Source organism: Tistrella mobilis KA081020-065, assembly GCF_000264455.2.
Lineage (GTDB): Bacteria > Pseudomonadota > Alphaproteobacteria > Tistrellales > Tistrellaceae > Tistrella > Tistrella mobilis.
Window position 1 is genome coordinate 2891386 of sequence record NC_017956.1, and the last position, 25082, is coordinate 2916467.

At 65.5% G+C, this 25082-nt stretch carries 29 protein-coding genes; all 29 read right to left on the minus strand.

Going from position 1 to position 25082, the window contains the following annotated elements:
• Window positions 1-89: 89 nt before the first annotated feature.
• Complete coding sequence (locus tag TMO_RS13150; protein WP_014746126.1) at window positions 90-743, minus strand: adenylate kinase; 654 nt, start codon at window positions 741-743, stop codon at window positions 90-92.
• The gene (gene secY / locus TMO_RS13155) at window positions 740-2083 is read right to left on the minus strand and encodes a preprotein translocase subunit SecY (RefSeq protein WP_014746127.1); all 1344 of its coding nucleotides are present in this window, start codon (window positions 2081-2083) and stop codon (window positions 740-742) included. The genes TMO_RS13150 and secY overlap by 4 nt, the downstream gene beginning before the upstream one ends.
• Window positions 2084-2312: 229 nt before the next feature.
• On the minus strand, window positions 2313-2795 hold the full coding sequence (rplO, locus tag TMO_RS13160) for a 50S ribosomal protein L15 (protein WP_014746128.1): 483 nt from the start codon (window positions 2793-2795) through the stop codon (window positions 2313-2315).
• A gap of 56 nt (window positions 2796-2851) precedes the next feature.
• On the minus strand, window positions 2852-3046 hold the full coding sequence (gene rpmD, locus TMO_RS13165) for a 50S ribosomal protein L30 (RefSeq protein WP_014746129.1): 195 nt from the start codon (window positions 3044-3046) through the stop codon (window positions 2852-2854).
• Between the two features lie 5 nt (window positions 3047-3051).
• Window positions 3052-3615, minus strand: a complete 564-nt coding sequence (gene rpsE / locus TMO_RS13170) for a 30S ribosomal protein S5 (protein ID WP_014746130.1) — start codon at window positions 3613-3615, stop codon at window positions 3052-3054.
• Between the two features lie 13 nt (window positions 3616-3628).
• The gene (gene rplR, locus TMO_RS13175) at window positions 3629-3988 is read right to left on the minus strand and encodes a 50S ribosomal protein L18 (RefSeq protein WP_014746131.1); all 360 of its coding nucleotides are present in this window, start codon (window positions 3986-3988) and stop codon (window positions 3629-3631) included.
• A 14-nt stretch (window positions 3989-4002) separates the two neighbouring features.
• A complete protein-coding gene (gene rplF / locus TMO_RS13180; protein WP_014746132.1) occupies window positions 4003-4536 on the minus strand; it encodes a 50S ribosomal protein L6 in 534 nt (177 codons plus the stop codon).
• An 11-nt stretch (window positions 4537-4547) separates the two neighbouring features.
• Entirely contained in the window at window positions 4548-4946 is a 399-nt protein-coding gene (gene rpsH / locus TMO_RS13185; protein ID WP_014746133.1) for a 30S ribosomal protein S8, read from the minus strand.
• Between the two features lie 16 nt (window positions 4947-4962).
• The gene (rpsN, locus tag TMO_RS13190) at window positions 4963-5268 is read right to left on the minus strand and encodes a 30S ribosomal protein S14 (protein ID WP_014746134.1); all 306 of its coding nucleotides are present in this window, start codon (window positions 5266-5268) and stop codon (window positions 4963-4965) included.
• Between the two features lie 21 nt (window positions 5269-5289).
• Entirely contained in the window at window positions 5290-5829 is a 540-nt protein-coding gene (gene rplE / locus TMO_RS13195; protein ID WP_014746135.1) for a 50S ribosomal protein L5, read from the minus strand.
• Window positions 5830-5846: 17 nt separating this feature from the next.
• Entirely contained in the window at window positions 5847-6167 is a 321-nt protein-coding gene (gene rplX, locus TMO_RS13200) for a 50S ribosomal protein L24 (RefSeq protein WP_228382325.1), read from the minus strand.
• Window positions 6164-6532: a 50S ribosomal protein L14 gene (gene rplN / locus TMO_RS13205; RefSeq protein WP_014746137.1), complete on the minus strand. Its 369-nt coding sequence runs from the start codon at window positions 6530-6532 to the stop codon at window positions 6164-6166. Before rplN ends, rplX begins: the two co-directional genes overlap by 4 nt.
• A gap of 32 nt (window positions 6533-6564) precedes the next feature.
• Window positions 6565-6801, minus strand: coding sequence for a 30S ribosomal protein S17 (rpsQ, locus tag TMO_RS13210; protein WP_014746138.1), 237 nt, complete (start codon window positions 6799-6801; stop codon window positions 6565-6567).
• A 4-nt stretch (window positions 6802-6805) separates the two neighbouring features.
• Window positions 6806-7009 carry a 50S ribosomal protein L29 gene (rpmC, locus tag TMO_RS13215; RefSeq protein WP_014746139.1) on the minus strand — a complete coding sequence of 68 codons (204 nt, stop codon included), beginning with the start codon at window positions 7007-7009 and terminating at the stop codon, window positions 6806-6808.
• Between the two features lie 4 nt (window positions 7010-7013).
• Window positions 7014-7433: a 50S ribosomal protein L16 gene (gene rplP, locus TMO_RS13220; RefSeq protein ID WP_014746140.1), complete on the minus strand. Its 420-nt coding sequence runs from the start codon at window positions 7431-7433 to the stop codon at window positions 7014-7016.
• Window positions 7434-7471: 38 nt separating this feature from the next.
• Entirely contained in the window at window positions 7472-8149 is a 678-nt protein-coding gene (gene rpsC, locus TMO_RS13225) for a 30S ribosomal protein S3 (protein ID WP_014746141.1), read from the minus strand.
• Complete coding sequence (gene rplV / locus TMO_RS13230; RefSeq protein ID WP_014746142.1) at window positions 8149-8529, minus strand: 50S ribosomal protein L22; 381 nt, start codon at window positions 8527-8529, stop codon at window positions 8149-8151. Before rplV ends, rpsC begins: the two co-directional genes overlap by 1 nt.
• Window positions 8530-8531: 2 nt before the next feature.
• Window positions 8532-8810 carry a 30S ribosomal protein S19 gene (rpsS, locus tag TMO_RS13235; RefSeq protein ID WP_014746143.1) on the minus strand — a complete coding sequence of 93 codons (279 nt, stop codon included), beginning with the start codon at window positions 8808-8810 and terminating at the stop codon, window positions 8532-8534.
• Between the two features lie 18 nt (window positions 8811-8828).
• A complete protein-coding gene (rplB, locus tag TMO_RS13240) occupies window positions 8829-9653 on the minus strand; it encodes a 50S ribosomal protein L2 (RefSeq protein ID WP_014746144.1) in 825 nt (274 codons plus the stop codon).
• 4 nt (window positions 9654-9657) lie between these two features.
• Window positions 9658-9951, minus strand: coding sequence for a 50S ribosomal protein L23 (locus TMO_RS13245; RefSeq protein ID WP_014746145.1), 294 nt, complete (start codon window positions 9949-9951; stop codon window positions 9658-9660).
• On the minus strand, window positions 9948-10571 hold the full coding sequence (gene rplD / locus TMO_RS13250; RefSeq protein ID WP_014746146.1) for a 50S ribosomal protein L4: 624 nt from the start codon (window positions 10569-10571) through the stop codon (window positions 9948-9950). The genes TMO_RS13245 and rplD overlap by 4 nt, the downstream gene beginning before the upstream one ends.
• 10 nt (window positions 10572-10581) lie before the next feature.
• On the minus strand, window positions 10582-11292 hold the full coding sequence (gene rplC, locus TMO_RS13255) for a 50S ribosomal protein L3 (RefSeq protein ID WP_041604962.1): 711 nt from the start codon (window positions 11290-11292) through the stop codon (window positions 10582-10584).
• 14 nt (window positions 11293-11306) lie between these two features.
• Window positions 11307-11615 (minus strand): 30S ribosomal protein S10, encoded by a 309-nt coding sequence (rpsJ, locus tag TMO_RS13260; RefSeq protein ID WP_041606294.1) that lies wholly within the window; start codon window positions 11613-11615, stop codon window positions 11307-11309.
• 191 nt (window positions 11616-11806) lie between these two features.
• Window positions 11807-12997 carry an elongation factor Tu gene (tuf, locus tag TMO_RS13265; RefSeq protein ID WP_014746149.1) on the minus strand — a complete coding sequence of 397 codons (1191 nt, stop codon included), beginning with the start codon at window positions 12995-12997 and terminating at the stop codon, window positions 11807-11809.
• A 54-nt stretch (window positions 12998-13051) separates the two neighbouring features.
• Entirely contained in the window at window positions 13052-15133 is a 2082-nt protein-coding gene (gene fusA / locus TMO_RS13270; RefSeq protein ID WP_014746150.1) for an elongation factor G, read from the minus strand.
• Window positions 15134-15177: 44 nt separating this feature from the next.
• A complete protein-coding gene (gene rpsG / locus TMO_RS13275; protein ID WP_014746151.1) occupies window positions 15178-15648 on the minus strand; it encodes a 30S ribosomal protein S7 in 471 nt (156 codons plus the stop codon).
• A 26-nt stretch (window positions 15649-15674) separates the two neighbouring features.
• Window positions 15675-16046, minus strand: coding sequence for a 30S ribosomal protein S12 (gene rpsL / locus TMO_RS13280; protein WP_014746152.1), 372 nt, complete (start codon window positions 16044-16046; stop codon window positions 15675-15677).
• A gap of 512 nt (window positions 16047-16558) precedes the next feature.
• Window positions 16559-20794: a DNA-directed RNA polymerase subunit beta' gene (rpoC, locus tag TMO_RS13285; protein WP_014746153.1), complete on the minus strand. Its 4236-nt coding sequence runs from the start codon at window positions 20792-20794 to the stop codon at window positions 16559-16561.
• Between the two features lie 119 nt (window positions 20795-20913).
• A complete protein-coding gene (gene rpoB, locus TMO_RS13290; protein ID WP_014746154.1) occupies window positions 20914-25002 on the minus strand; it encodes a DNA-directed RNA polymerase subunit beta in 4089 nt (1362 codons plus the stop codon).
• Window positions 25003-25082: the final 80 nt, after the last annotated feature.

Genomic DNA, 25082 nt, shown 5'->3' on the forward strand with positions numbered 1-25082 from the left:
GTCGACCGACGGTCTGCGCCCGCACGCGCCCACTCGGCGCGGAGGGGCGCGATTATAGGATGACCGTCGCTCAAGTCAACACTCAGATGTCAGGATCCGGCGTCCAAAATGGCCTTCAGCGCCCGGGTCACATCATCGATGTCTGCCATGCCGTCCACCGTCCGCAGCAGCCCCTTCGCTTCGTAATAGGGCAGCAGCGGTGCGGTCTGGGCGTGATACGCCTCGAGCCGGCTCTTCACCGTCTCGGCATTGTCGTCCTTACGGCGGGTGAACTCGGTCGACCCGCACACGTCGCAGACGCCCTCGATCTTGGGCTTCTGGAAGGTGTCGTGATAGCCGGCACCGCATTTGGCGCAGGCGAAACGGCCGGTGATGCGCTCGACCAGCGCACCGTCGTCGACCTTCATCTCGATCACGTGATCGAGCTTCAGGCCCTGAGAGGCGAGCATCCCGTCCAGCGCCTCGGCCTGGGCCACGGTGCGCGGGAAACCGTCGAGGATGAAGCCGTTGCTGCAATCGTCCTGGCCGATGCGGCCGGCGATCATGTCGATGATCGCCTGGTCCGGCACCAGTTGGCCGGCATCCATGATCGCCTTCACGCGGTTGCCGAGCGCGCTGCCCGACTTCACTTCGGCGCGGAGCATGTCGCCGGTGGACAGCTGCACGATGCCGTAGGCGTCGACCAGACGCTGCGACTGGGTGCCCTTGCCGGCACCGGGAGGTCCGAGGAGGATCAGGATCACGACCGCCGTCCTTTGAGTCGGGCCTTCTTGATCAGCCCTTCATACTGGTGTGCCAGCAGGTGGGACTGGATCTGGGCCACGGTGTCGATGGTGACGTTGACCACGATCAGCAGGCTGGTGCCGCCGAAATAGAACGGAACCGAGTACTCGCTGATCAGAATTTCGGGGAGCGCGCAGACCGCTGCGATATAGGCCGCGCCGATCACGGTCAGACGGGTGAGGACGTGATCGAGGTAATCTGCCGTGTTCTTGCCCGGCCGGATGCCCGGAATGAAGCCGCCATGCTTGCGCAGGTTGTCGGCCGTCTCTTCCGGGTTGAAGACGATGGCGGTGTAGAAGAAGCAGAAGAACAGGATCGCGCCGACATAGAGCGCCAGGTAGAGCGGCTGGCCATGGGCCAGGTTCGCCGTCAGCCAGGTCAGCCATGCGGGACCGCCGGTGGCGTTGAAGCTCGCGATGGTGGTCGGCAGCAACAGGATCGAGCTGGCGAAGATCGGCGGGATCACGCCGGCGGTGTTGAGCTTCAGCGGCAGATGCGAGCTCTCGCCACCATAGATCCGGTTGCCGACCTGGCGCTTGGGATACTGCACCACGATCCGGCGCTGGGCCCGCTCCATGAACACGATGAAGGTGATCACGGCGACCGACATGATCAGCAGCGCCAGGATGAAGCCGGTCGACAGCGCGCCGGTGCGGCCCAGTTCCAGCATGCGGGCCAGCGCGCCGGGCAGCTCGGCCACAATGCCGGTGAAGATGATCAGAGAGATGCCGTTGCCGACGCCACGGGCGGTGATCTGCTCGCCCAGCCACATCAGGAACATCGTGCCGCCGACCAGCGTGATCACGGTCGCGGCGCGGAAATAGGCGCCGGGGTCGGCCACGGCGGACATGCCGCCGGCCTGCAGCCCTTCAAGGCCCACCGAGATGCCGTAGGCCTGCACGATCGCCAGCGCCACCGTGCCGTAGCGGGTGTACTGGTTCAGCAGCTTGCGCCCGCTCTCGCCCTCCTTCTTCAAGGCCGCGAAACTCGGCAGAACCGCGGTCAGCAGCTGCACGATGATCGAGGCCGAGATGTAGGGCATCACGGTGAGCGCGAAGATGGTCATGCGACCGAGCGCGCCGCCGGCGAAGACGTTGAACATGCCGAGAATGCCGCCGGCGTTCTGATTGAACACGTCGGCGAGCACGGCGGGATTGATCCCCGGCACCGGGATATAGGTGCCCAGGCGATAGACCAGCAGCGCGCCCAGGGTGAACCAGAGCCGCTTCTTCAGTTCCGTGGCCTTGCCGAAGGCCGCGAAATTCAGGCTGCCCGCAAGTTGGTCGGCGGAGGACGCCATCGCGGATGCGCTCCCGGCTTGAAGATGGGGATCAGGAATGTCGCGGCCGGGGTCGTCCCCCGTCCGCGGACACACAGGTCGTCGAGTGGTCCATGGCGTCGCCCGGGCCACTCACATTCCAGGGCCGCGGCTACCGCGGTCCGGGAATGCGAGCGCGGGCAACCATCCCCCGGTCAGGACCGGCGGACGGTCACCCGTCAAGCCTGCTCGACGCAAGCCCCGGCCTGGATCAGGCCTGGGCCTCGTCGGCCACCGGCGCCGCCGGCAGCTCGACCTTGCCGCCGGCCTTCTCCACCGCTTCCACGGCCGCCGCAGAGGCGCCGCTGACGCGGATGGTGACGGCTGCGGTGATCTCGCCCTTGGCGAGGAGGCGCACGCCGTCGCGGATGCGACGCACGAGGCCCGCCTCGATCAGGGCCGCTTCGGTGATCTCGGTGCCGAGCTTGCCGGCATCGATCGCCTTCTGGATGCGACCCAGATTGACATGGACGAAATCGTTACGGAAGGGCGCATTGGTGAAACCACGGCGCGGAAGGCGACGATGCAGCGGCATCTGACCGCCCTCGAAGCCCTTGATCGCCACGCCGCTGCGCGCCTTCGCACCCTTGTGGCCCTTGCCGGCAGTCTTGCCGGTGCCGGAGCCGGGGCCGCGACCGATGCGCTTGCGGTCCTTGGTCGCGCCGGGATTGTCCCTGAGCTCGTTGAGCTTCATGACACGGCTGTTCCTTGCGTTCGTGTGTCTGGGGAAGGAAGCCCGGGGTCACCCCCTCAGGCCACCTCCTCCACCACCACGAGATGGGCCACCTTGGCGATCATGCCGCGCACCGAGGGGGTATCCTCGAGCACCCGGCTGCGATGCCGCTTGTTGAGGCCCAGACCGATCAGCGTCTGGCGCTGGTAGTCGGGACGGCCGATCGGGCTGCCGATCTGGGTCACCTTCACCTGCTTCTTCGCCTCGGACATGGATCTCACTCCTTGCCCGCGGCAGCAGCGGCGGCCTGGCCGTCGCGGCGCCCGATGATGTCGCTGACCTTGCGGCCGCGGCGGCGGGCAACCTCACGCGGCGACTGCACGGCCTTGAGGCCGTCGAAGGTCGCCTTGATGAGATTGTAGGGGTTCGAGGTGCCGTGGCTCTTCGCCACGACGTCCGCGACACCCAGACTCTCCAGCACCGCGCGCATCGGGCCGCCGGCGATGATGCCGGTGCCCGGAGGGGCCGCGCGCATCAGGATCCGGCCGGCACCGAAATGCCCGTCGATGTCGTGGTGGAGCGTGCGGCCCTCGCGAAGCGGAACGCGGATCATGCCGCGCTTCGCCTTCTCGGTGGCCTTGCGGATTGCCTCGGGGACCTCGCGGGCCTTGCCCTGGCCGAAACCGACCCGGCCACGACCGTCACCGACAACCACCAGCGCGGCAAAGCCGAACCGGCGACCGCCCTTCACCACCTTCGCGACGCGATTGATGGTGACGAGCTTGTCGATGAACTCGCCATCTTCCTCGCGAGGCTTGCGCTCGTTTTCCGTGCGTGCCATGCGTTCGGCCCCCTCAGAACGACAGCCCGCCCTCGCGGGCGGCGTCGGCCAGCGCCTTCACGCGGCCATGATAGATGTAGCCACCGCGGTCGAAGACCACCTCGGTCACGCCGCTTGCCGCGGCGCGCGAGGCGATCAGCTTGCCGACCGCCTTGGCGGCTTCGATGCCCGCACCGTTCTTCAGCTCGCCCTTGAGCTCGCTGTCGAGGGTGGAGGCCGAAGCCAGGGTCACGCCCTGCACATCGTCGATGATCTGGGCGTAGATATTCAGATTGGAGCGGTAGACGCTCAGCCGCGGACGGCCGTGCGACTTCTTGCGCAGCTGCGTACGCACACGCCGCTTGCGCCGCTCGAAGAGCGAATTCGCGTTCATGCCCCTGCGGCTCCTTACTTCTTCTTGCCTTCCTTGCGGACGATGATCTCGTCCTCGTACTTGACGCCCTTGCCCTTATAGGGCTCGGGCGACCGGAAGGACCGGATCTCGGCGGCAATCTGACCGACGCGCTGCTTGTCGATGCCAGAGATGGCGAGCGCGGTCGGCTTTTCAGCCTTGATCTCGATGTCCGCCGGAACGGCGTACTTGATGTCGTGGCTGTAGCCGAGCTGCAGGGTCAGCAGCTTGCCGTCAACAGCGGCGCGGTAACCGACGCCGTTGATGTCGAGCTTCACGGTGAAGCCTTCCGACACACCCTTCACCATATTGGCGACGAGGGTGCGCGAGAGGCCCCACATGGCGCGGCCGCGGCGTTCGTCGTTGGCCGGCGCGACGACGACCTTGCCGTCCTCGAGCGCGACGTTCACGTCCGACGGCAGGGTCCGCTCGAGCGCGCCGAGCTTGCCCTTCACGCGGACGGTGTTGCCGTCGACGGCCACTTCGACGCCCTGGGGCACCGCAACCGGATTCTTACCGATACGCGACATGGGACGTCTCCTCAGAACACCTTGCAGAGAACCTCACCGCCAACATTGGCGGTGCGGGCCTCCGCGTCGGACATGACGCCACGGGGGGTCGAGAGGATCTGGATGCCGAGGCCGTTATAGTGCTTCGGCAGGGCCTTGATCGACGAATAGACGCGGCGACCGGGGCGGGAAACGCGGCCGATTTCGCGGATGGCGGGCTCGCCGTCCACATACTTCAGCGCGATCTCGAACACCGGCTTGCCTTCAGACGACTCGCTGCGCTCGTAGCCACGGATGTAGCCCTCGCGGGTCAGCACGTCGAGCACCCAACCGCGCAGCTTCGAGGCCGGGCACAGAGTCGTCGACTTGCGCGCCAGCTGAGCGTTGCGGATACGGGTGATCATATCGCCGAGGGGATCGGTCATGGACATATCCGGTCCTCCTCTCTTACCAGCTCGACTTCGTCATGCCGGGGATCTGCCCCTGCGACGCCAGGTCGCGGAGCGCCACGCGGCACAGCTGCAGCTTGCGGTACACCGCACGGGGGCGGCCGGTCAGCGCGCACCGGTTCCGGATGCGGGTCTTCGAGCCGTTGCGCGGGAGGGCGGCGAGCTTCAGGGTCGCCGCGAAACGCTCCTCGGGCGACAGCTCACGATCGTCAACCACCGCCTTCAGGGCAGCGCGCTTGTTCGCAAAACGCGCAACCAGCTGCTCGCGGTGCTTGTTCTTCTGGACGGCACTGGTCTTGGCCATAATCGCCTCGCTTGCCGTTGCTCAGTTCACGAAGGGCATCTTGAAGGCGGCAAGAAGCGCCTTCGCCTCGGCATCCGTCTTGGCCGTCGTCGCGAAGACGATGTCCATGCCCCGGACGGTATCGACCTTGTCGTACTCGATCTCGGGGAAGACGATCTGCTCTTTGAGGCCCATGGCATAATTGCCACGCCCGTCGAACGACTTGCCGTTCAGCCCGCGGAAGTCGCGGACGCGCGGCAGAGCGATGGTGACGAGACGATCCAGGAACTCGTACATCCGATCGCGGCGCAGCGTCACCTTGACGCCGATCGCCATGCCCTCGCGCAGCTTGAAGCCGGCGATCGACTTCGAGGCGCGGGTCACGACGGGCTTCTGGCCGGTGATCTTGGCCAGATCGGTCACGACGCCGTTGATCTTCTTCTGATCGCCAACCGCCTCGCCGACGCCCACATTCAGGACGATCTTATCGAGACGGGGGATCTCCATGACGTTCGCGTAGCTGAACTGCTCGCGCAGCTGCGGGCGAACCTCGTTAACGTAGTACTCGTACAAGCGTGCCATTTTGGGCTGCTCCGCCGTCAACGATCGATCTGCTCGCCGGACCGCTTGGCGACGCGCACCTTACGGCCATCTTCGAGCGTGGTAAAACCGACGCGGGTCGGCTTGCCGTCCTTGGGGTCGGCGATCGCGACGTTCGACAGGTGCAGCGACGCTTCCTTCTCCACGATACCGCCGGGATTGCCCGGCTTGGGAGCGGTGTGCCGCTTGACGAGGTTAACGCCCTGAACGACGACGCGGTTCTCCTTGGGGAGAACCTGCGCAACCGTCCCGGCCTTGCCCTTGTCACGCCCGGTCAAAACGACGACGTTGTCGCCTTTCTTGATCTTGGCTGCCATCAGAGGACCTCGGGGGCCAGAGAGATGATCTTCATGAACTTCTTGCCGCGGAGCTCGCGGGTGACCGGCCCGAAGATACGGGTACCGATCGGCTCGCCATGCTTGTTGATGAGCACGGCGGCATTGCGGTCGAAGCGGATGGCGGTGCCGTCCGGACGACGCAGCTCCTTGGCGGTACGAACGACCACCGCACGGTGGACGTCGCCCTTCTTCACCTTACCACGCGGAATCGCCTCCTTCACGGAGACGACGATCACGTCGCCGACACGCGCGACGCGGCGACGCGAACCGCCGAGAACGCGGATGCACATCACACGCCGGGCGCCGCTGTTGTCCGCCACTTCCAGATTGGTTTCGGTCTGGATCACGGGACCGTTCCTTAATCAGCAGGGGCCGGGCTTCATTCGCCGTCAGCGACGACCGTCCAGCGCTTGCGCTTGGAGATCGGAGCCGATTCAATGATGCGGACGATGTCGCCGGCCTTGAACCGGTTGTCCTCATCATGCGCGGCATACTTCTTGCTGCGGCGAATGAACTTCTTGTAGATCGGGTGCTGGAAGCGACGTTCGACCTTGACGATGATCGTCTTGTCGCCCTTGTCGCTCACCACGACGCCCTGAAGGATACGCTTGGGCATCTGATCACTCCTTCGCCGCGGCGCCGGCCGACTGGCCGATCACGGTCTTGATCCGGGCGATGTCGCGCCGCACCTCGCGCACGCGCGCGGTGTTTTCGAGCTGGCCGCCAGCCTGCTGAAAGCGCAGGTTAAACTGCTCTTTCTTCAGCTGGAGCAGCATGGTGTTCAGCTCGGTCGCCGACTTCGCGCGCAGTTCTTCAGCCTTCATGGCCTCAGCCCTCCACACCGATGCGCTGGATCACGCGGGTGCGGATCGGCAGCTTGGCGGCGCCACGCTCGAAGGCCTCGCGGGCCAGGTCGGCGGGGACACCATCCAGTTCGAACATCACGCGACCGGGCTTCACGCGGGCCATCCAGAATTCCGGAGAGCCCTTGCCCTTACCCATGCGCACCTCGGCCGGCTTCTTCGAAACCGGCACGTCGGGGAAGATACGCACCCACACGCGGCCGACGCGGCGGATGTGGCGGGTGATCGCGCGACGGGTCGCCTCGATCTGCCGCGCCGTCAACCGGCCGGGTTCCATCGCCTTCAGGCCGTAGGCGCCGAAATTCAGCGCCGTACCACCCTTGGCATCACCGTGGATGCGGCCCTTATGCGCCTTGCGATATTTCGTCCGCTTCGGACTCAGCATAAGTTCCAGCCTTTCTCACTAAGCTGATCGCCGCCGGATCAGCGCGAAGCCCGCGTCTCACGACGCTCGGCTTCCGCTGCCAGCGGATCGCGGCTCAGCACTTCGCCCTTGAACACCCAGACCTTGACACCGCAGGTGCCATAGGTGGTGAAGGCGGTCGCCTGGCCATAGTCGATGTCGGCGCGCAGCGTATGCAGCGGCACGCGACCTTCACGGTACCATTCCGTACGGGCGATTTCGGCGCCGCCCAGACGGCCGCTGCAGGTGATGCGGATGCCTTCGGCACCCAGACGCATCGCCGACTGCACGGCACGCTTCATCGCCCGACGGAACGCCACGCGGCGCTCCAGCTGCTGGGCGATGTTCTCGGCCACCAGGGTGGCGTCGAGTTCGGGCTTGCGGACCTCGGCGATGTTCAGATGAACCTCGCCCTTGACCAGCTTGCCGACATCGGCCTTCAGCTTGTCGATGTCGGCGCCCTTCTTGCCGATGATCACGCCGGGACGCGCGCTGTTGAGCGTGATGCGCACCTTCTGCGCAGCCCGCTCGATCACGATGCCCGACACGCCGGCGTTCTTCAGGCGGCCCTTCAGGTACTTGCGCAGGCGCAGGTCTTCCTGAAGCAGGTCGCCATAATTGTCATCCGCGTACCAGCGGCTGTCCCAGGTACGGATGATCCCGAGCCGGAGCCCGATGGGATTGACCTTATGACCCATTAGTCCTGCTCCTCACGCTCGCGGACCACCACGGTCAGCTGGCTGAAAGGCTTCTCCACGCGACCAACACGGCCACGGGCGCGGGCGCTGAACCGCTTCATGACCAGCGCCTTGCCGACAAAGGCCTCGGCCACGAACAGACGATCCACGTCCAGCTCGTGGTTGTTTTCCGCATTGGCGATCGCCGACTGCAGGGTCTTCTTCACGTCGTTCGAGATCCGGCGGCGCGAGAAGGTCAGCGCAGCCAGCGCCGACTCGACGCTCCGACCACGGATCAGCTCGGCGACGGTGTTGAGCTTGCGCGGGCTCACGCGCAGCATCGTCGAAACCGCGCGCGCCTCGTTTTCGGCAACCCGCCGCTCGGCACTAGGCTTGCCCATGGTTATTTCCTCTTGGCCTTCTTGTCCGCGGCGTGGCCGTAGAACGTGCGGGTGGGCGCGAACTCGCCGAACTTATGCCCGACCATGTCCTCGGAGACAAGCACGGGCAGGAACTTGTGCCCGTTATAGACCCCAAAGGTCAAGCCCACAAACTGGGGCAGGATGGTCGAACGACGCGACCAGGTGCGAATCACCTCCTTGCGGCCGGAGGTGTGCAGCGCGTCGGCCTTCTTCAGCAGGTACCCGTCGACAAACGGGCCTTTCCAAACCGAACGGGGCACGGTGTCCTCCTTCAGACCTTAGGGCTTGCGGCGACGGACGATAAACTTGTCCGTAGCCTTGTTATTGCGGGTGCGCTTGCCCTTGGTCGGCTTGCCCCACGGAGTAACCGGATGACGACCGCCCGAGGTGCGGCCTTCACCGCCGCCATGCGGGTGATCGACCGGGTTCATCGCAACGCCACGGACAACCGGGCGGCGACCCATCCACCGGGAACGGCCGGCCTTGCCCAGGCTGACGTTCTGGTGGTCGGGGTTCGACACCGCACCGATGGTGGCCATGCATTCGGCGCGCACCATACGCTGCTCGCCGGACGCCATGCGCAGCATGACGTAGTTGCCGTCCTTGCCGACCACCTGAACATAGGTGCCGGCCGACCGCGCGATCTGACCACCCTTGCCGGGCTTCAGCTCGACATTGTGGACGATCGTGCCGACCGGAATCGACGACAGCGGCATGGCATTGCCGGGCCGCACGTCGACCTTGGCACCGGCGACGACCTTGTCGCCGGCCTTCAGGCGCTGCGGGGCCAGGATATAGGCCTGCTCGCCGTCGGTGTACTCGATCAGCGCGATGAACGCGGTGCGGTTCGGATCGTACTCGAGGCGCACGACCGAGGCTTCCACGTCCCACTTGCGGCGCTTGAAGTCGACCAGACGGTAGCGACGCTTGTGACCGCCGCCAACCTGGAACGCCGTGATGCGGCCCATGTTGTTGCGGCCACCCGACTTGGTCAGGCCTTCGGTCAGGGACTTGACCGGCTTGCCCTTCCAAAGCTCCGAGCGATCGACCAGAACCAGCTGACGCCGGCCGGGCGAAGTCGGCTTGTATGCCTTCAAAGCCATCGGATCAGATCCCCGCCGTCAGATCGATCTGCTGGCCTTCGGCCAGAGTCACGATCGCCTTCTTGAAGTCCGAGCGACGCCCGGGGCGGCCACGGAAGCGCTTGGTCTTGCCGGCCTGCACCAAGGTGTTCACCGCCTTGACCTTCACGCCGAAGAGCTTCTCGACGGCCTGCTTGATCTCGGGCTTGGTCGCATCCAGGGTCACCTTGAAGGTGACCTGGTCATTCTCCGAACCCATCGTCGACTTTTCGGTGACGACCGGGCTCAGGATGATGTCGTACATCCGCTCCGGGTTCATTTCAGCCGCGCCTCCAGGCTCTCGACCGCGGCGCGCGACAGCACCAGGGTGTCGCGGCGCAGGATGTCGTAAACATTGGCGCCCTGGCTCGGCAGAACGTCGATGCCGATCAGGTTGCGGGCGGCGAGGCGGAAGCCCTGGTCGACCTCGGTGCCGCCGATGAACAGCGTCGAGCTGCCCAGACCGGCCTTCTCGAGACGGGCCACCAGCGCCTTGGTCTTGGCGTCGTCGGCCTTCAGCTCGTCGACCACCACCAGCTTGCCACCCTGGGCCTTGACCGACAGCGCGGTCTTCAGGGCCAGACGACGCACCTTCTTCGGCAGGTCGTGGGCATGGCTGCGGACCACGGGACCGTGGACCGTGGCACCGCCGCGGAAGATGTTCGCCCGCTTGGCGCCGTGCCGCGCGCGGCCCGTGCCCTTCTGGCGGTAGATCTTCGCGGTCGAGCCGGCGATCTCGGAGATCGTCTTCACCTTGTGCGTCCCGGCGCGCCGCTTGGCGAGCTGGTAGCGCACCATCCGGTGCAGGATGTCGACGCGGGCCGGGAGACCGAACACCTCGTCAGCCAGCGCGATCGTGCCGGCATCCTCGTTATCGAGGGTAATGACCTTCACATCCATCGCTCGGCCCTCAGCCTTCCGTGGTCTCGGCGGCCGCCCCGGCGGCCTGCGCCTTGAGGCCGGCCGGGAACGGCACGCTCTCGGGCAGCGCCTTCTTGACGGCGTCACGCACGAGAACGTACGAACCGGCGGCACCCGGGATGGCGCCCTCGACGAGCAGCAGGCCACGGTCGGCGTCGACCACGGTCACGCGCAGGTTCTGCACGGTCACGCGGCGGGCACCCATGTGGCCGGCCATCTTCTTGCCCTTGAAGGTACGGCCCGGATCCTGACGGTTACCGGTCGAACCGTGCGAGCGGTGCGAGACCGACACGCCGTGGGTGGCACGAAGACCGCCGAAGTTGTGGCGCTTCATGGCGCCGGCGAAGCCCTTACCGATCGAGGTGCCGACGACGTCGACGAACTGGCCGACGACGAAGTGGTTGGCACCGATCTCGGCCCCGATCTCCGGCAGCGCATCGGCGGTCACGCGGAATTCCGCGAGCTTCGCCTTCGGCTCCACCTTCGCCTTCGCGAAGTGGCCACGCTGGGCCTTCGAGACGTTCTTAACCTTGGCCGCGCCGTAGCCGACCTGAACCGCGGTGTAACCGTCGGTCTCGTCGGTGCGGTGGGCGACGACCTGCAGATTGTCGACCTTCAGCACGGTCACAGGAATGTGAATGCCGGCCGAGTCGAAAACGCGGGTCATCCCGAGCTTGCGGGTGATGACTCCAGTACGCATCTGGCGTTACCCCCTCAGAGCTTGATCTCGACGTCGACGCCGGCCGCGAGGTCGAGCTTCATCAGCGCGTCGACGGTCTGCGGGGTGGGCTCGACGATGTCGAGAAGGCGCTTGTGCGTCCGGATCTCGAACTGTTCGCGCGACTTCTTGTCGATGTGCGGCGAACGGAGCACCGTGAAGCGCTCGATCTCGGTCGGCAGCGGGATCGGGCCCCGCACGCTGGCGCCGGTCCGCTTGGCGGTGTTCACGATCTCGCGCGTCGACTGATCGAGCACGCGATGATCGAACGCCTTCAGGCGGATGCGAATGTTCTGGCCTTCCATCATGGGCTTCTACCTTGGCCTCGGCGGTGCGACCTGCCGGATGAATCCGGGGTGCCGCAGCGCCGCGCGTCCTTGCATGAGACCGGCCCGCCGGGCGGACCGGCCGGGCGCTCGTGGCGTCAGGATATCAGGCGGCGAATGCGCCAAGCGGGATCAACCCGCCCGGCGCACCCGCTGCCGTCGTCCGTCGATCAACCCATCACCTTGGCGACGACGCCGGCGCCGACGGTACGGCCGCCTTCGCGGATCGCGAAGCGCAGGCCTTCGTCCATGGCGATCGGCGAGATCAGCTCGACGGTGACCGACACGTTGTCACCCGGCATGACCATCTCCGTGCCTTCCGGCAGGGTGATGACACCGGTCACGTCCGTGGTCCGGAAGTAGAACTGCGGACGATAGTTGGTGAAGAAGGGGGTGTGACGGCCGCCCTCTTCCTTGGTCAGGATATACGCCTCGGCGGCGAACTTCGTGTGCGGGGTGATCGTGTTCGGCTTCGCCAGAACCTGACCGCGCTCCACGTCCTCGCGCTTCGTGCCGCGCAGCAGCACGCCGACATTGTCGCCCGCCTCGCCCTGATCGAGCAGCTTGCGGAACATCTCGACGCCGGTCACCGTGGTCTTCGTGGTGTCGCGCAGACCCACGATCGCCACTTCCTCGCCGACCTTGATCACGCCGCGCTCGATACGGCCGGTCACAACCGTGCCGCGGCCCGAGATCGAGAACACGTCTTCGATCGGCATCAGGAACGGCTGGTCCTTCGGACGATCCGGGGTCGGGATGTACTCGTCGACCGACCGCATCAGCTCAAGGATCCGCTCGGCGCCGATCTCGGGGTTCTTGCCCTCGATCGCAGCCAGGGCCGAGCCCTTGATCACCGGGATGTCGTCGCCCGGGAAGTCGTAGCTCGACAGAAGCTCGCGCACTTCCATCTCGACGAGCTCCAGAAGCTCCTCGTCGTCGACCATGTCGACCTTGTTCATGAACACCACCAGCGCCGGAACGCCAACCTGGCGCGCCAGCAGGATGTGCTCGCGGGTCTGCGGCATCGGGCCGTCCGCCGCCGACACCACCAGGATCGCGCCGTCCATCTGCGCAGCACCCGTGATCATGTTCTTCACGTAGTCGGCATGGCCGGGGCAATCAACATGCGCATAGTGACGGGCTTCCGTCTGGTACTCGACATGCGCCGTGTTGATGGTGATGCCGCGCTCCTTCTCTTCAGGAGCCTTGTCGATCGAGTCGTACGACGTATAGGTCGCACCGCCCGTCTCGGCCAGAACCTTCGTGATCGCAGCCGTCAGCGTCGTCTTGCCATGGTCCACGTGACCGATCGTGCCGATGTTCACGTGCGGCTTGCTGCGCTCGAACTTTTCCTTACCCATGGCTCTCGCCTCCGTCTTTCCAAACGTTTTTCAAACCGGTCGTCGATCCGCGGATCAGCCCGCGTACTTCGCCTTGACCTCGTCCGCCAGATGCTGCGGAACCGGCTCGTAATGGTCGAACTGCATCGTGTACTGGGCGCGGCCCTGGGACATCGAGCGCAGCTGGTTGACGTAGCCGAACATGCTGGCCAGCGGCACCATGGCGTTCACGACGCGGGCATTGCCGCGGCTGTCCATGCTGCTCACCTGACCACGGCGGCTGTTCAGGTCGCCGATGATGTCGCCCATGTACTCGTCCGGAGTGACGACCTCGACCTTCATGATCGGCTCGAGGAGGACCGGACGGCTCTTGCCCATGGCCTCGCGGAACGCGGCACGCGACGCGATTTCGAAGGCGAGCACCGAGCTGTCGACGTCGTGATAGGCGCCGTCGATCAGTTCGGCCTTGAGGTTCACCACCGGGAAGCCCGCGATCACGCCGTTGCCCAGGCAGGACTCGATGCCCTTCTGAACGCCGGGGACGTATTCGCGCGGAACCGAGCCGCCGACGACCTTGTTCTCGAACGCGAAGCCTTCCTCGCCCTCGACGGGCTCGAACTTCAGCTTCACCCGCGCGAACTGGCCCGAACCGCCGGTCTGCTTCTTGTGGGTGTAGTCGACCTCGACCGGCTGGCCGAAGCGCTCGCGATAGGCCACCTGCGGCTGACCGACATTCGCCTCGACCTTGAACTCGCGGCGCATGCGATCGACGATGATCTCGAGATGGAGCTCGCCCATGCCCTTGATCACGGTCTGGCCGCTTTCCTCGTCGGTCGACACGCGGAAGGACGGATCCTCCTGCGCCAGACGCGACAGGGCGAGGCCCATCTTCTCCTGGTCGCTCTTGGTCTTCGGCTCGACCGCGACCTCGATCACCGGATCCGGGAACTCCATGCGCTCCAGGATGATCTTGGCATCCGAGGCGCAGAGGGTGTCACCGGTGGTGGTGCCCTTCATGCCGCAGAGCGCCACGATATCGCCGGCGCGGGCTTCCTTGACGTCTTCGCGGCTGTTCGCATGCATCAGCAGCATGCGGCCGACGCGCTCGCGATCACCCTTCACGGTGTTCAGCACGTAGGAGCCGCTCTCGACCACACCCGAATAGACGCGGATATAGGTCAGCGAGCCGACGAAGGGGTCCGACATGATCTTGAAGGCCAGCGCCGAGAAGGGCGCCTCGTCCTTGCTCTCGCGGACCAGCGTGGTCTCCGGATCGTCGACGGCGGTGCCGCGGACGGAGGGGACGTCGACCGGCGAGGGCAGGAAGTCGATCACGGCGTCGAGCAGGGGCTGCACGCCCTTGTTCTTGAACGCCGAACCGTTGATCACGGGGACGAACTGACGCGCCAGCGTGCCCTTGCGGATGCAGCGCTTCAGGGTGGCGACGTCCGGCTCGTTGCCCTCGAGATAGGCCTCCATCACCTCGTCGTCGGCCTCGACGGCCGTCTCGACCAGCTTCTGGCGGTACTCTTCGGCGCGGTCGGCGAGATCGGCCGGGATGTCACGCTCTTCGAACTCGGCGCCGAGGCTCTCGTCCTTCCAGACGACCGCCTTCATCTTCACCAGGTCGACGATGCCGACATATTCCGACTCGGAGCCGATCGGCAGGCTCAGAACCAGCGGGTTGGCGCCCAGCCGGTCGACCATCATGTCGACGCAGCGGTAGAAGTTGGCGCCCATGCGGTCCATCTTGTTGACGAAGCAGATGCGCGGCACGCGGTACTTGTCCGCCTGACGCCACACCGTCTCCGACTGGGGCTCGACGCCCGCGACACTGTCGAACACCGCGACCGCGCCGTCGAGAACGCGGAGCGAACGCTCCACCTCGATGGTGAAGTCGACGTGGCCCGGGGTGTCGATGATGTTGATGCGGTGGTTGTTCCAGAAGCAGGTCGTCGCGGCCGACGTGATGGTGATGCCGCGCTCCTGCTCCTGCTCCATCCAGTCCATCGTGGCCGCACCCTCGTGCACCTCACCGATCTTATGGGACCGGCCGGTGTAATAGAGGATGCGCTCGGTCGTCGTCGTCTTACCGGCATCGATGTGCGCCATGATGCCGATGTTGCGGTAGGCCTCGATGGGCGTCGTGCGTGCCATGTTCGCGTCCAGGAAGCTGGGGTTTCTAAGAGACGGCCGACCCGTTACCAGCGATAGTGCGAGAACGCCTTGTTGGCGTCCGCCATGCGGTGGGTGTCTTCACGCTTCTTGATTGCGGTGCCACGGCTCTGCGCGGCATCGAGCAGTTCGCCGGCCAGACGCTCCACCGCCGTGTTCTCGGAACGGTTCCGGGCGGCGGTGATCAGCCAGCGGATGGCCAGGGCCTGGGCGCGATCGGGGCGGACCTCGACCGGGACCTGATAGGTGGCGCCACCGACGCGGCGGCTCTTCACCTCGACCGCCGGGCGCACGTTCTCGAGCGCCTCGTGGAAGACGCGGAGGCCTTCCTGACGGGTCTTCTGCTCGATCAGATCGAAGGCGCCGTAGACGATCGCTTCCGCGACCGACTTCTTGCCATCATACATCAGCACGTTCATGAACTTGCTGACGACGGCATCGCCGAACTTCGGATCCGGGAGAACCTGGCGCTTTTCAGCGGCATGACGACGGGACATGGATCAACCTCTCCTTGACGGCCGGATCACTTCGGCCGCTTGGCGCCGTACTTCGAACGACGCTGACGACGGTTCTTGACGCCCTGGGTGTCCAGCGTGCCGCGGAGGATGTGGTAGCGCACGCCCGGAAGGTCCTTCACGCGGCCGCCACGGATCAGCACCACCGAGTGCTCCTGAAGGTTATGACCTTCGCCCGGAATGTAGCTGGTGACTTCGAAGCTGTTGGTCAGACGCACGCGGGCGACCTTACGAAGCGCCGAGTTCGGCTTCTTCGGGGTGGTCGTGTACACGCGGGTGCAGACACCACGCTTCTGGGGGCACGCCTCGAGGGCCGGCACCTTGTTGCGATCCACCGGCGCGAGGCGCGGCTTGCGGATCAGCTGATTGATCGTGGGCATCCAATCGATCCCGTCAAACTTGGGCTGCAGGGTTTGCGACCCTGCGTCCACACAAAAACCGTCGGAGGGCAAAGCCCCTTTCCCGCCAACGGCACAAATGCCGGCTCGGGAAAGGCTTTACCTTCCGGGGGCTGTTTTCGCCGGCCCCTACGGCATGGAGGGGACCGGATGTCCGTGCGGCATGGACGCGCCCGCCCATGGGGGTCCGCACACCAGCCCCCGAAGTGAGCGCGCATACTAGTTGTGGCCCCTCCCCCCGTCAACCCCAAAAGGCTTGACACGCAAGGGTTTCCGGCCCGTCGGGGAATCCCGCGGGACTCTGCGGAATCCTGCAGGATTCCCGCGAAAAGCGAGGGGCCGGCCCTCCGGGGCGGGTAGCGGACCTGCATCATCTGCATGCCCCGACCTCATCCCCTCCCCGCCTCCCCTCAAACGCCGACGGCCCTGTTGCCGCCCCTTGAAGGGCAGCAACAGGGCCGCGGATGTCGTCCAGGGCGTCCTGGCCTGGAGAGTTACTCCGCAGCGCCCGGCACGTCGGCGGAGCTTTCCAGCGCCGTCTCGTCGCCGTCCTCGTTGCCGAGCAGGGCCTTATCGCGGTTGGCCGCGATCGACTTCAGCCGGTTCACGGCGGCGCCGGTGCCGGCCGGGATCAGCCGGCCGACGATGACGTTCTCCTTCAGGCCGTCCAGCGTGTCCATCTTGCCGGCGGTCGCCGCCTCGGTGAGCACGCGGGTGGTCTCCTGGAACGACGCCGCCGAGATGAACGACCGGGTCAGCAGCGAGGCCTTGGTGATGCCCTGGAGCACCGGCTCGGCCTTCGCCTCGCGCATGTCGGGCTGACGCTCGCCGCCTTCCGACGCCAGACGCTCGGCATTGCGCTGCCGGACCTTGGCGTTGATCTGGTCGAACTCGAACCGGTCGACCTGCTCGCCGAGCAGGAAGGTGGTGTCGCCCGGATCCAGGATCTCGACCTTCTGCAGCATCTGGCGAACGATCACCTCGATGTGCTTGTCGTTGATCTTCACGCCCTGCAGCCGGTAGACCTCCTGGATCTCGTTGATCAGATAGGAGGCCAGCTCCTCGACACCCAGCACGCGCAGGATGTCGTGGGGCACCGGGTTGCCGTCCATCAGCAGGTCGCCGCGGCGGACATAGTCGCCCTCCTGGACCGTCAGGTGCTTGCCCTTCGGGACCAGGTACTCGCGCGGCTCCTGATCCGCCTCGTCCGGCACGATCAGGATGCGGCGCTTGCTCTTGTAGTCGCGGCCGAACTCGACCTTGCCCTGGATCTCGGCGATGACCGCATGATCCTTGGGCTTGCGGGCCTCAAACAGTTCCGCGACGCGCGGCAGACCACCGGTGATGTCGCGGGTCTTGCTGCTCTCGCGCGGGATACGCGCCAGAACGTCACCTGCGTTCACCTGCTGTCCGTTCTCCACCGACAGCACGGCATCCACGCTCATGAAATAGCGGGCTTCCATGCCGTTCGGCAGGGTCAGGACCTCGCCCTGGCTGTCGCGCAGCGTGATCCGCGGGCGCAGATCCGCGCCACGGGGCTGCTGGCGCCAGTCGATGACGACCTTGTTGGCGATGCCGGTGGCCTCGTCCATCCGTTCCAGCAGCGAGATGCCGTCGACCAGGTCGACGTAATGCGCCACACCGCTGGTTTCGGTGATGATCGGCACCGTATACGGGTCCCAGTCCGCCAGACGCTGGCCGGCGGTGACCATCTGGCCCTCGTCCACGAACAGACGACCACCATAGGGCACCTTGTGCCGCGCCTTCTCGCGGCCGTCCTCGGCAAGGAGGACGACTTCGAGATTGCGGGACATGACGACCAGGGCACCCTGGCTGTCGCGCACCACATTGCGGTTCACCAGCTGCACGCGGCCTTCGTAATTGGCCTCGATGCTGGAGACGACCGCGCCGCGCTGCGCCGCACCGCCGATATGGAAGGTCCGCATGGTCAGCTGCGTGCCCGGCTCACCGATCGACTGCGCCGCGATGACGCCGACCGCCTCGCCGATATTCACCCGCGTGCCGCGTGCCAGATCGCGACCATAGCAGGCTGCGCAGACGCCGTGGCCGCTCTCGCAGGTCAGCACCGAGCGGATGCGGATGGCCTCGACACCGGCCTCGTCGACCCGCTCGACCACCGCCTCGTCGATCAGCTCGCCGGCAGCCACCACGACCTCGCCGGTCGTGGGATGGGTCACCGCCTCAGCGGCGGTCCGGCCCAGGATGCGATCGGCCAGGGTCTCGATCACCACGCCGCCGTCGATGACGGCACGGGTCATCAGGCCCTGCTCGGTCCCGCAATCTTCCTCGGTGATGACGCAGTCCTGCGCCACATCGACGAGACGGCGGGTGAGGTAACCCGAGTTCGCGGTCTTCAGCGCCGTGTCGGCCAGGCCCTTACGGGCACCGTGCGTCGAGTTGAAGTACTCGAGCACCGACAGGCCTTCCTTGAAGTTCGAGATGATCGGCGTCTCGATGATCTCGCCCGAGGGCTTGGCCATCAGGCCGCGCATGCCCGCGAGCTGCTTCATCTGGGCCGCCGAACCACGGGCGCCGGAATGGGCCATCATGTAGATCGAGTTCATGTGGCGGGGGCTCTTGGCCATGCCCGCCTGCCCCTGACCCGAGATGACGCGCATCATGGCGTCCGCGACCTGGTCGGTGCACTTCGCCCAGGCGTCGACGACCTTGTTGTACTTTTCACCCTTGGTGATGAGACCCTCCTGGTACTGGGTCTCGTACTGCTTCACCTCTTCGGTGGTGACGGCCACCAGCTCCGCCTTCTCGTCGGGGACGATCATGTCGTCCTTGCCGAACGAGATGCCGGCGCGCGCCGCACGGCGGAAGCCGAGCGCCATCAGCCGGTCGCAGAAGATCACCGTTTCCTTCTGACCGCAGTGGCGGTAGACGGCGTCGATGACGTTGGTGATCTCTTTCTTGGTCAGAACCCGGTTGATCAGGTCGAACTTGATCTTGGGGTTCCGCGGCAGGATCTCGGACAGCAGCATGCGGCCCGGGGTCGCATCCACCATCACCGTGATCGGGTTGTTGTCGTCGTCCACCGTGCGGTAGCGGCAGCGGATCTTGGCATGCAGGCTGACGACGCCGGCGTCGAGCGCCTGGTCGATCTCGCCCACATCGGCGAACACCATGCCCTCGCCCAGCTCGTTCTCGCCGATCTGGGTCTGGTAGTAGAGGCCGAGGACGATGTCCTGCGACGGCACGATGATCGGCTTGCCGTTCGCGGGGCTCAGGATGTTGTTGGTCGACATCATGAGCACGCGGGCTTCGAGCTGCGCCTCGATCGACAGCGGCACATGCACCGCCATCTGGTCGCCGTCGAAGTCGGCGTTGAAGGCCGCGCAGACCAGCGGGTGCAGCTGGATCGCCTTGCCCTCGATCAGCACCGGCTCGAAAGCCTGGATGCCGAGGCGGTGCAGGGTCGGCGCGCGGTTCAGGAACACCGGATGCTCGCGGATGACCTCGTCGAGCACGTCCCAGACCTCGGGGCGCTCTTTCTCCACCATGCGCTTCGCCGCCTTGATGGTGGTGGCGAGGCCATAGAGTTCGAGCTTCGAGTAGATGAACGGCTTGAAGAGTTCGAGCGCCATCTTCTTGGGCAGGCCGCACTGGTGGAGCTTCAGCTCCGGGCCCACCACGATGACCGAACGACCCGAATAGTCGACGCGCTTGCCGAGCAGGTTCTGACGGAACCGGCCCTGCTTGCCCTTCAGCATGTCGGACAGCGACTTCAGCGGACGCTTGTTGGCGCCGGTGATGACGCGGCCGCGACGGCCGTTGTCGAACAGCGCGTCCACCGCTTCCTGCAGCATGCGCTTCTCGTTGCGCACGATGATGTCGGGCGCGCGCAGTTCGAGCAGACGCTTCAGGCGGTTGTTGCGGTTGATGACGCGGCGATAGAGGTCGTTCAGGTCCGAGGTCGCGAAGCGGCCACCGTCCAGCGGCACCAGCGGGCGCAGATCCGGCGGGATGACGGGCACGACTTCCAGGATCATCCACTCGGGACGATTCTCGGACTCGATGAAGGATTCGAGCAGCTTCAGCCGCTTGACCAGCTTCTTGCGCTTGGCTTCAGACGAGGTCTCGACCAGCTCGGTGCGCATCTCCTCGCTCTCGCGATCGAGATCGAGCTGCTTCAGCATGTCGCGGATGGCTTCGGCACCGATACCCGCCTGGAAGGCGTCCGGGCCGTATTCCTCCTGCGCACGCATGAACTGCTCTTCCGTCAGCAGCTGATGCTGCTTGAGCGGGGTCAGGCCCGGCTCCATCACCACGTAGTTCTCGAAATAGAGAACCCGCTCGATGTCCTTCAGCGTCATGTCGAGCAGAAGGCCGATGCGCGAGGGCAGCGACTTCAGGAACCAGATATGCGCGACCGGCGAGGCCAGTTCGATATGGCCCATGCGTTCACGACGCACCTTGGCCTGAATGACCTCGACGCCGCACTTCTCGCAGACGATGCCGCGATGCTTCATGCGCTTGTACTTGCCGCACAGGCATTCGTAGTCCTTGATCGGACCGAAAATGCGTGCGCAGAACAGGCCGTCGCGCTCCGGCTTGAACGTGCGGTAGTTGATCGTCTCGGGCTTCTTGACCTCGCCATACGACCACGACCGGATCTTCTCCGGGCTGGCGATGGAGATGCGGATCGCATCGAAGGACTGCGCCCCCGAACCGAAGCCGAACAGATTGAGCACGTCGTTGTTCATGGGAAAGTCGCTCTCCCTTAGCGCGTCTTCCGCAAGGTCTGCGGAGTGCGGACGGCGCGGCGGACGGATATGGCAGCCATATCCATCCGCCGCGCCGGAGATCGGCCGGGCCGATGGCGTCAGTCGTTACGGACCAGTTCGACGTCGAGGCCGAGTGCCTGGATTTCCTTCACGAGAACGTTGAAGCTCTCGGGGATGCCGGCCTCGAAGGTATCGTCGCCCTTGACGATCGCCTCGTAGATCTTGGTCCGGCCCGACACGTCGTCGGACTTCACCGTCAGCATTTCCTGCAGCGTGTAGGCGGCACCATAGGCCTGGAGCGCCCACACCTCCATTTCACCGAAACGCTGACCGCCGAAATGCGCCTTACCGCCCAGCGGCTGCTGGGTGACCAGGCTGTAGGGGCCGATGGACCGGGCGTGGATCTTGTCGTCGACCAGGTGGTGGAGCTTCAGCATGTAGATGTAGCCCACGGTCACCTTGCGGTCGAAGGGCTCACCCGTGCGGCCGTCGATCAGCTGGACCTGACCGGAATGGTCGAGACCGGCTTCTTCGAGCATGCGCACGACGTCGCCTTCGTTGGCACCGTCGAAGACCGGGGTCGCCATCGGCACGCCGCGCTTCAGATTGCGCGCCAGCTCCAGCACCTCGGCGTCCGACATCGCGTCGATCTCGCGGCAGTCGTCTTCCCGTTCATAGACCTGACGCAGATAGGCACGCAGGTCGTCCATGGTCTTGCCGCGATCCATCTCCTCGACGATCTTGCCGATCTTGCGGCCGAGCCCGGCCGAAGCCCAGCCCAGATGCGTCTCGAGGATCTGCCCGACATTCATGCGGCTCGGCACGCCCAGCGGGTTCAGCACGATGTCGACATTGCCGCCGTCTTCCAGATACGGCATGTCCTCGATCGGCATGATGCGCGAGATGACGCCCTTGTTGCCGTGACGGCCGGCCATCTTGTCGCCCGGCTGAAGCTTGCGCTTCACGGCGATGAAGACCTTGACCATCTTGAGCACGCCGGGCGGCAGCTCGTCGCCGCGCTGCAGCTTCTCGACCTTGTTCTCGAAGCGCTTCTGAAGCTGATCGACCCGCTGGTCGAGCTGCTTCTTCACCGCCTCGATATCGGCCATGCGCGCCTCGTCGGCGATGGCGATCTGCCACCACTGACCGCGGGTGAAGGACGAGAGCACCTCGTCGGTCACCACCTCGCCCGCCTTGATGCCACGCGGGCCGCCGACGATCTTCTGACCGTCGAGCAGGTCGCGGAGCTGGCGATAGGCGTTGCGCTCCAGAATCGCGCGCTCGTCGTCGCGGTCCTTGGCCAGACGGTCGATCTCTTCCCGCTCGATCGCCAGGGCGCGCTGGTCCTTGTCGACGCCGCGGCGCGAGAACACCCGCACCTCGACGACGGTGCCGGTCACACCCGGCGGCACGCGCAGCGAGGTATCGCGAACATTCGCGGCCTTCTCGCCGAAGATGGCGCGGAGCAGCTTCTCTTCCGGCGTCATCGGGCTTTCGCCCTTCGGCGTGACCTTGCCGACCAGAATGTCGCCCGCCTTCACCTCGGCACCGATATAGGTGATGCCGGCCTCGTCGAGATTGCGGAGGCCTTCCTCACCGACATTCGGGATGTCGCGGGTGATTTCCTCAGGCCCCAGCTTCGTGTCGCGGGCCATCACCTCGAATTCCTCGATATGGATCGAGGTGAACACGTCGTCCGAGACGATGCGTTCCGAGATGAGGATCGAGTCCTCGAAGTTGTAGCCCATCCACGGCATGAACGCGACGAGCACGTTCCGGCCGAGGGCGAGGTCGCCAAGTTCGGTCGACGGGCCGTCGGCGATGATGTCGCCGGCCTGGATCCGGTCACCCACCTTCACCAGCGGACGCTGGTTGATGCAGGTGTTCTGGTTCGACCGCTGGAACTTCGACAGCTTGTAGATGTCGACGCCGTTGGTCGCGCCGTCGCCGTCGGTCACGCGGATCACGATGCGGGTGGCGTCGACCTGGTCGACCACGCCGCCGCGCTTTGCAGCCAGCGCCACGCCCGAGTCGCGTGCCACCACCGGCTCGATGCCGGTGCCGACCAGCGGCGCCTCGGCACGGACCAGCGGCACCGCCTGACGCTGCATGTTCGAGCCCATCAGCGCGCGGTTCGCGTCGTCGTTCTCAAGGAACGGGATCAGCGAAGCCGCAACCGAAACCAGCTGCTTCGGCGACACGTCGATATGGGTGATCTGCTCGCGCGGCGACATCACGAACTCGCCCATCTCGCGGCAGGTCACCAGCTCGTTGACGAAGCGGCCTTCGGCATCGAGATCGGCATTGGCCTGCGCGATGGTGTAGCGGCCCTCTTCCATCGCCGAGAGGTACACGACCTCGTCGGTGACGCGGCCGTCGACCACCTTGCGATAGGGGCTTTCGATGAAGCCGTATTTGTTCACCCGTGCATAGGTGGCCAGGCTGTTGATCAGACCGATATTCGGGCCTTCCGGCGTCTCGATCGGGCAGATGCGGCCATAATGCGTGGGATGGATGTCGCGGACCTCGAAGCCCGCGCGCTCGCGGGTCAGACCGCCCGGGCCAAGCGCCGACAGGCGACGCTTGTGGGTGATCTCGGACAACGGGTTGGTCTGGTCCATGAACTGCGACAACTGCGAAGAGCCGAAGAATTCACGCACCGCCGCCGCCGCCGGCTTCGCATTGATCAGGTCGTGGGGCATGACCGACTCGATGTCGACCGAGCCCATACGCTCCTTGATCGCGCGCTCCATGCGCAGCAGACCGATGCGGTACTGGTTCTCCATCAGCTCGCCGACCGACCGGACGCGGCGATTGCCGAGATGGTCGATGTCGTCGATCTCGCCCTTGCCGTCCTTCAGGTCGACCAGGGTCTTGATGACCGAGAGGATGTCCTCGCGGCGCAGCACCCGCACGCTGTCGTCGGTGTCGAGGCCGAGGCGCATGTTCATCTTCACGCGACCGACGGCCGAGAGATCATAACGCTCGCTGTCGAAGAACAGGCTCTCGAACAGGGCCTCGGCGGTCTCGGGGGTCGGCGGCTCACCCGGGCGCATCACCCGGTAGATGTTCATGAGCGCTTCGTCGCGGGTGTCGGTGCGGTCCAGCATCAGCGTGTTGCGCATATAGGCGCCCACATTGATGTGGTCGATCGCCAGCGTCGGCAGCCGGGTGATGCCCAGCTCCTCCAGCTTCACCAGATGCTCGGCGGTGATCTCGTCACCGGCCTCGATCAGGACCTCGCCGGTGGTCTCGTCGATCACGTCCTCGCCGGCATAGGCGCCGATCAGGTCTTCCGGCGCCACCACGAAGGCGCGCAGGCCGCTTTCGACCAGCTTGCGGATCACCCGCGGCGCCAGCTTCTTGCCGGCCTCGGCGACGACCTCGCCGGTATCGGCGTCGATCAGGTCGCGGGCGAGCTTGATGCCGCGCAGGCGGTCTTCGACGAAGGGCGTCTGCCAGCCCTTGTCGTTCTGCTCGTAGGTGATCGTGGCGTAGAAGGTCGAGAGGATCTGCTCGTTGTCATAGCCGAGCGCGCGCAGCAGCGTGGTCGCCGGCAGCTTGCGGCGACGGTCGATGCGCACATAGACCAGATCCTTGGCGTCGAACTCGAAATCGAGCCACGAGCCGCGATAGGGGATGATCCGGGCGGCGTAGAGCAGCTTGCCCGAGGCATGGGTCTTGCCGCGGTCATGGTCGAAGAAGACGCCCGGCGAGCGGTGCATCTGGCTGACGATGACGCGCTCGGTGCCGTTGACGATGAAGGTGCCCTTGTCCGTCATGAGCGGCATGTCGCCCATGTAGACGTCCTGCTCCTTGATGTCGCGGATCGACCGGGCGCCGGTGTCTTCGTCGATGTCCCACACGACCAGACGCAGCGTAACCTTCAGCGGCGCGGCGAAGGTCATGCCGCGCTGCTGGCATTCCTCGACGTCGAACTTCGGGGTCTCGAGTTCATAGCGCACGAACTCGAGAGTCGCGCGGTCGGAAAAGTCCTTGATCGGAAAAACCGACTTGAACACGCCCTGCAGACCGCTATCCGGGCGCTGGGCCGGATCGGCGTCGAGCTGAAGGAACTGGTCGTACGACTTCTTCTGGACCTCGATCAGGTTCGGCAGCGTCGTGACTTCGGGGATGCGACCGAAGCTCTTCCGAACGCGCTTGCGACCCGTAAACGAGTATGCCATCGTCGTTCCTCTCGAACCGTTTTTCTAACGGCGTCGGCGCCGTCAATTCATGCGCCCGCCCCGCCTGCAGGACCCCCGGC

What these genes read in the sequence shown, in the direction of transcription:
- rplO (WP_014746128.1), bottom strand. Translation starts at nt 2,795, where the DNA reads ATGAAGCTCAACGAGCTCAGGGACAATCCCGGCGCGACCAAGGACCGC.
- rpsQ (WP_014746138.1), bottom strand. Translation starts at nt 6,801, where the DNA reads ATGCCCAAGCGTATCCTTCAGGGCGTCGTGGTGAGCGACAAGGGCGAC.
- tuf (WP_014746149.1), bottom strand. Translation starts at nt 12,997, where the DNA reads ATGGGTAAGGAAAAGTTCGAGCGCAGCAAGCCGCACGTGAACATCGGC.
- rpmD (WP_014746129.1), bottom strand. Translation starts at nt 3,046, where the DNA reads ATGTCCGAGGCGAAGAAGCAGGTGAAGGTGACCCAGATCGGCAGCCCG.
- rplD (WP_014746146.1), bottom strand. Translation starts at nt 10,571, where the DNA reads ATGGATGTGAAGGTCATTACCCTCGATAACGAGGATGCCGGCACGATC.
- rpsJ (WP_041606294.1), bottom strand. Translation starts at nt 11,615, where the DNA reads ATGGAAGGCCAGAACATTCGCATCCGCCTGAAGGCGTTCGATCATCGC.
- secY (WP_014746127.1), bottom strand. Translation starts at nt 2,083, where the DNA reads ATGGCGTCCTCCGCCGACCAACTTGCGGGCAGCCTGAATTTCGCGGCC.
- rpsG (WP_014746151.1), bottom strand. Translation starts at nt 15,648, where the DNA reads ATGTCCCGTCGTCATGCCGCTGAAAAGCGCCAGGTTCTCCCGGATCCG.
- rpsE (WP_014746130.1), bottom strand. Translation starts at nt 3,615, where the DNA reads ATGGCACGCACGGAAAACGAGCGCAAGCCTCGCGAGGAAGATGGCGAG.
- rpoB (WP_014746154.1), bottom strand. Translation starts at nt 25,002, where the DNA reads ATGGCATACTCGTTTACGGGTCGCAAGCGCGTTCGGAAGAGCTTCGGT.
- rplE (WP_014746135.1), bottom strand. Translation starts at nt 5,829, where the DNA reads ATGGCACGCTTGTACGAGTACTACGTTAACGAGGTTCGCCCGCAGCTG.
- TMO_RS13245 (WP_014746145.1), bottom strand. Translation starts at nt 9,951, where the DNA reads ATGAACCCGGAGCGGATGTACGACATCATCCTGAGCCCGGTCGTCACC.
- rplP (WP_014746140.1), bottom strand. Translation starts at nt 7,433, where the DNA reads ATGCTGAGTCCGAAGCGGACGAAATATCGCAAGGCGCATAAGGGCCGC.
- rplC (WP_041604962.1), bottom strand. Translation starts at nt 11,292, where the DNA reads ATGCGTACTGGAGTCATCACCCGCAAGCTCGGGATGACCCGCGTTTTC.
- rpmC (WP_014746139.1), bottom strand. Translation starts at nt 7,009, where the DNA reads ATGAAGGCTGAAGAACTGCGCGCGAAGTCGGCGACCGAGCTGAACACC.
- fusA (WP_014746150.1), bottom strand. Translation starts at nt 15,133, where the DNA reads ATGGCACGCACGACGCCCATCGAGGCCTACCGCAACATCGGCATCATG.
- rplR (WP_014746131.1), bottom strand. Translation starts at nt 3,988, where the DNA reads ATGAACGCGAATTCGCTCTTCGAGCGGCGCAAGCGGCGTGTGCGTACG.
- rpsL (WP_014746152.1), bottom strand. Translation starts at nt 16,046, where the DNA reads ATGCCCACGATCAATCAGCTGATCCGCAAGCCGCGCCTCGCGCCGGTG.
- rpoC (WP_014746153.1), bottom strand. Translation starts at nt 20,794, where the DNA reads ATGAACAACGACGTGCTCAATCTGTTCGGCTTCGGTTCGGGGGCGCAG.
- rpsH (WP_014746133.1), bottom strand. Translation starts at nt 4,946, where the DNA reads ATGTCCATGACCGATCCCCTCGGCGATATGATCACCCGTATCCGCAAC.
- rpsN (WP_014746134.1), bottom strand. Translation starts at nt 5,268, where the DNA reads ATGGCCAAGACCAGTGCCGTCCAGAAGAACAAGCACCGCGAGCAGCTG.
- rplV (WP_014746142.1), bottom strand. Translation starts at nt 8,529, where the DNA reads ATGGGCAAGCCTAGTGCCGAGCGGCGGGTTGCCGAAAACGAGGCGCGC.
- rplB (WP_014746144.1), bottom strand. Translation starts at nt 9,653, where the DNA reads ATGGCTTTGAAGGCATACAAGCCGACTTCGCCCGGCCGGCGTCAGCTG.
- rplF (WP_014746132.1), bottom strand. Translation starts at nt 4,536, where the DNA reads ATGTCGCGTATCGGTAAGAATCCGGTTGCGGTGCCCCAGGGCGTCGAA.
- rpsC (WP_014746141.1), bottom strand. Translation starts at nt 8,149, where the DNA reads ATGGGTCATAAGGTCAATCCCATCGGGCTCCGGCTCGGGATCATCCGT.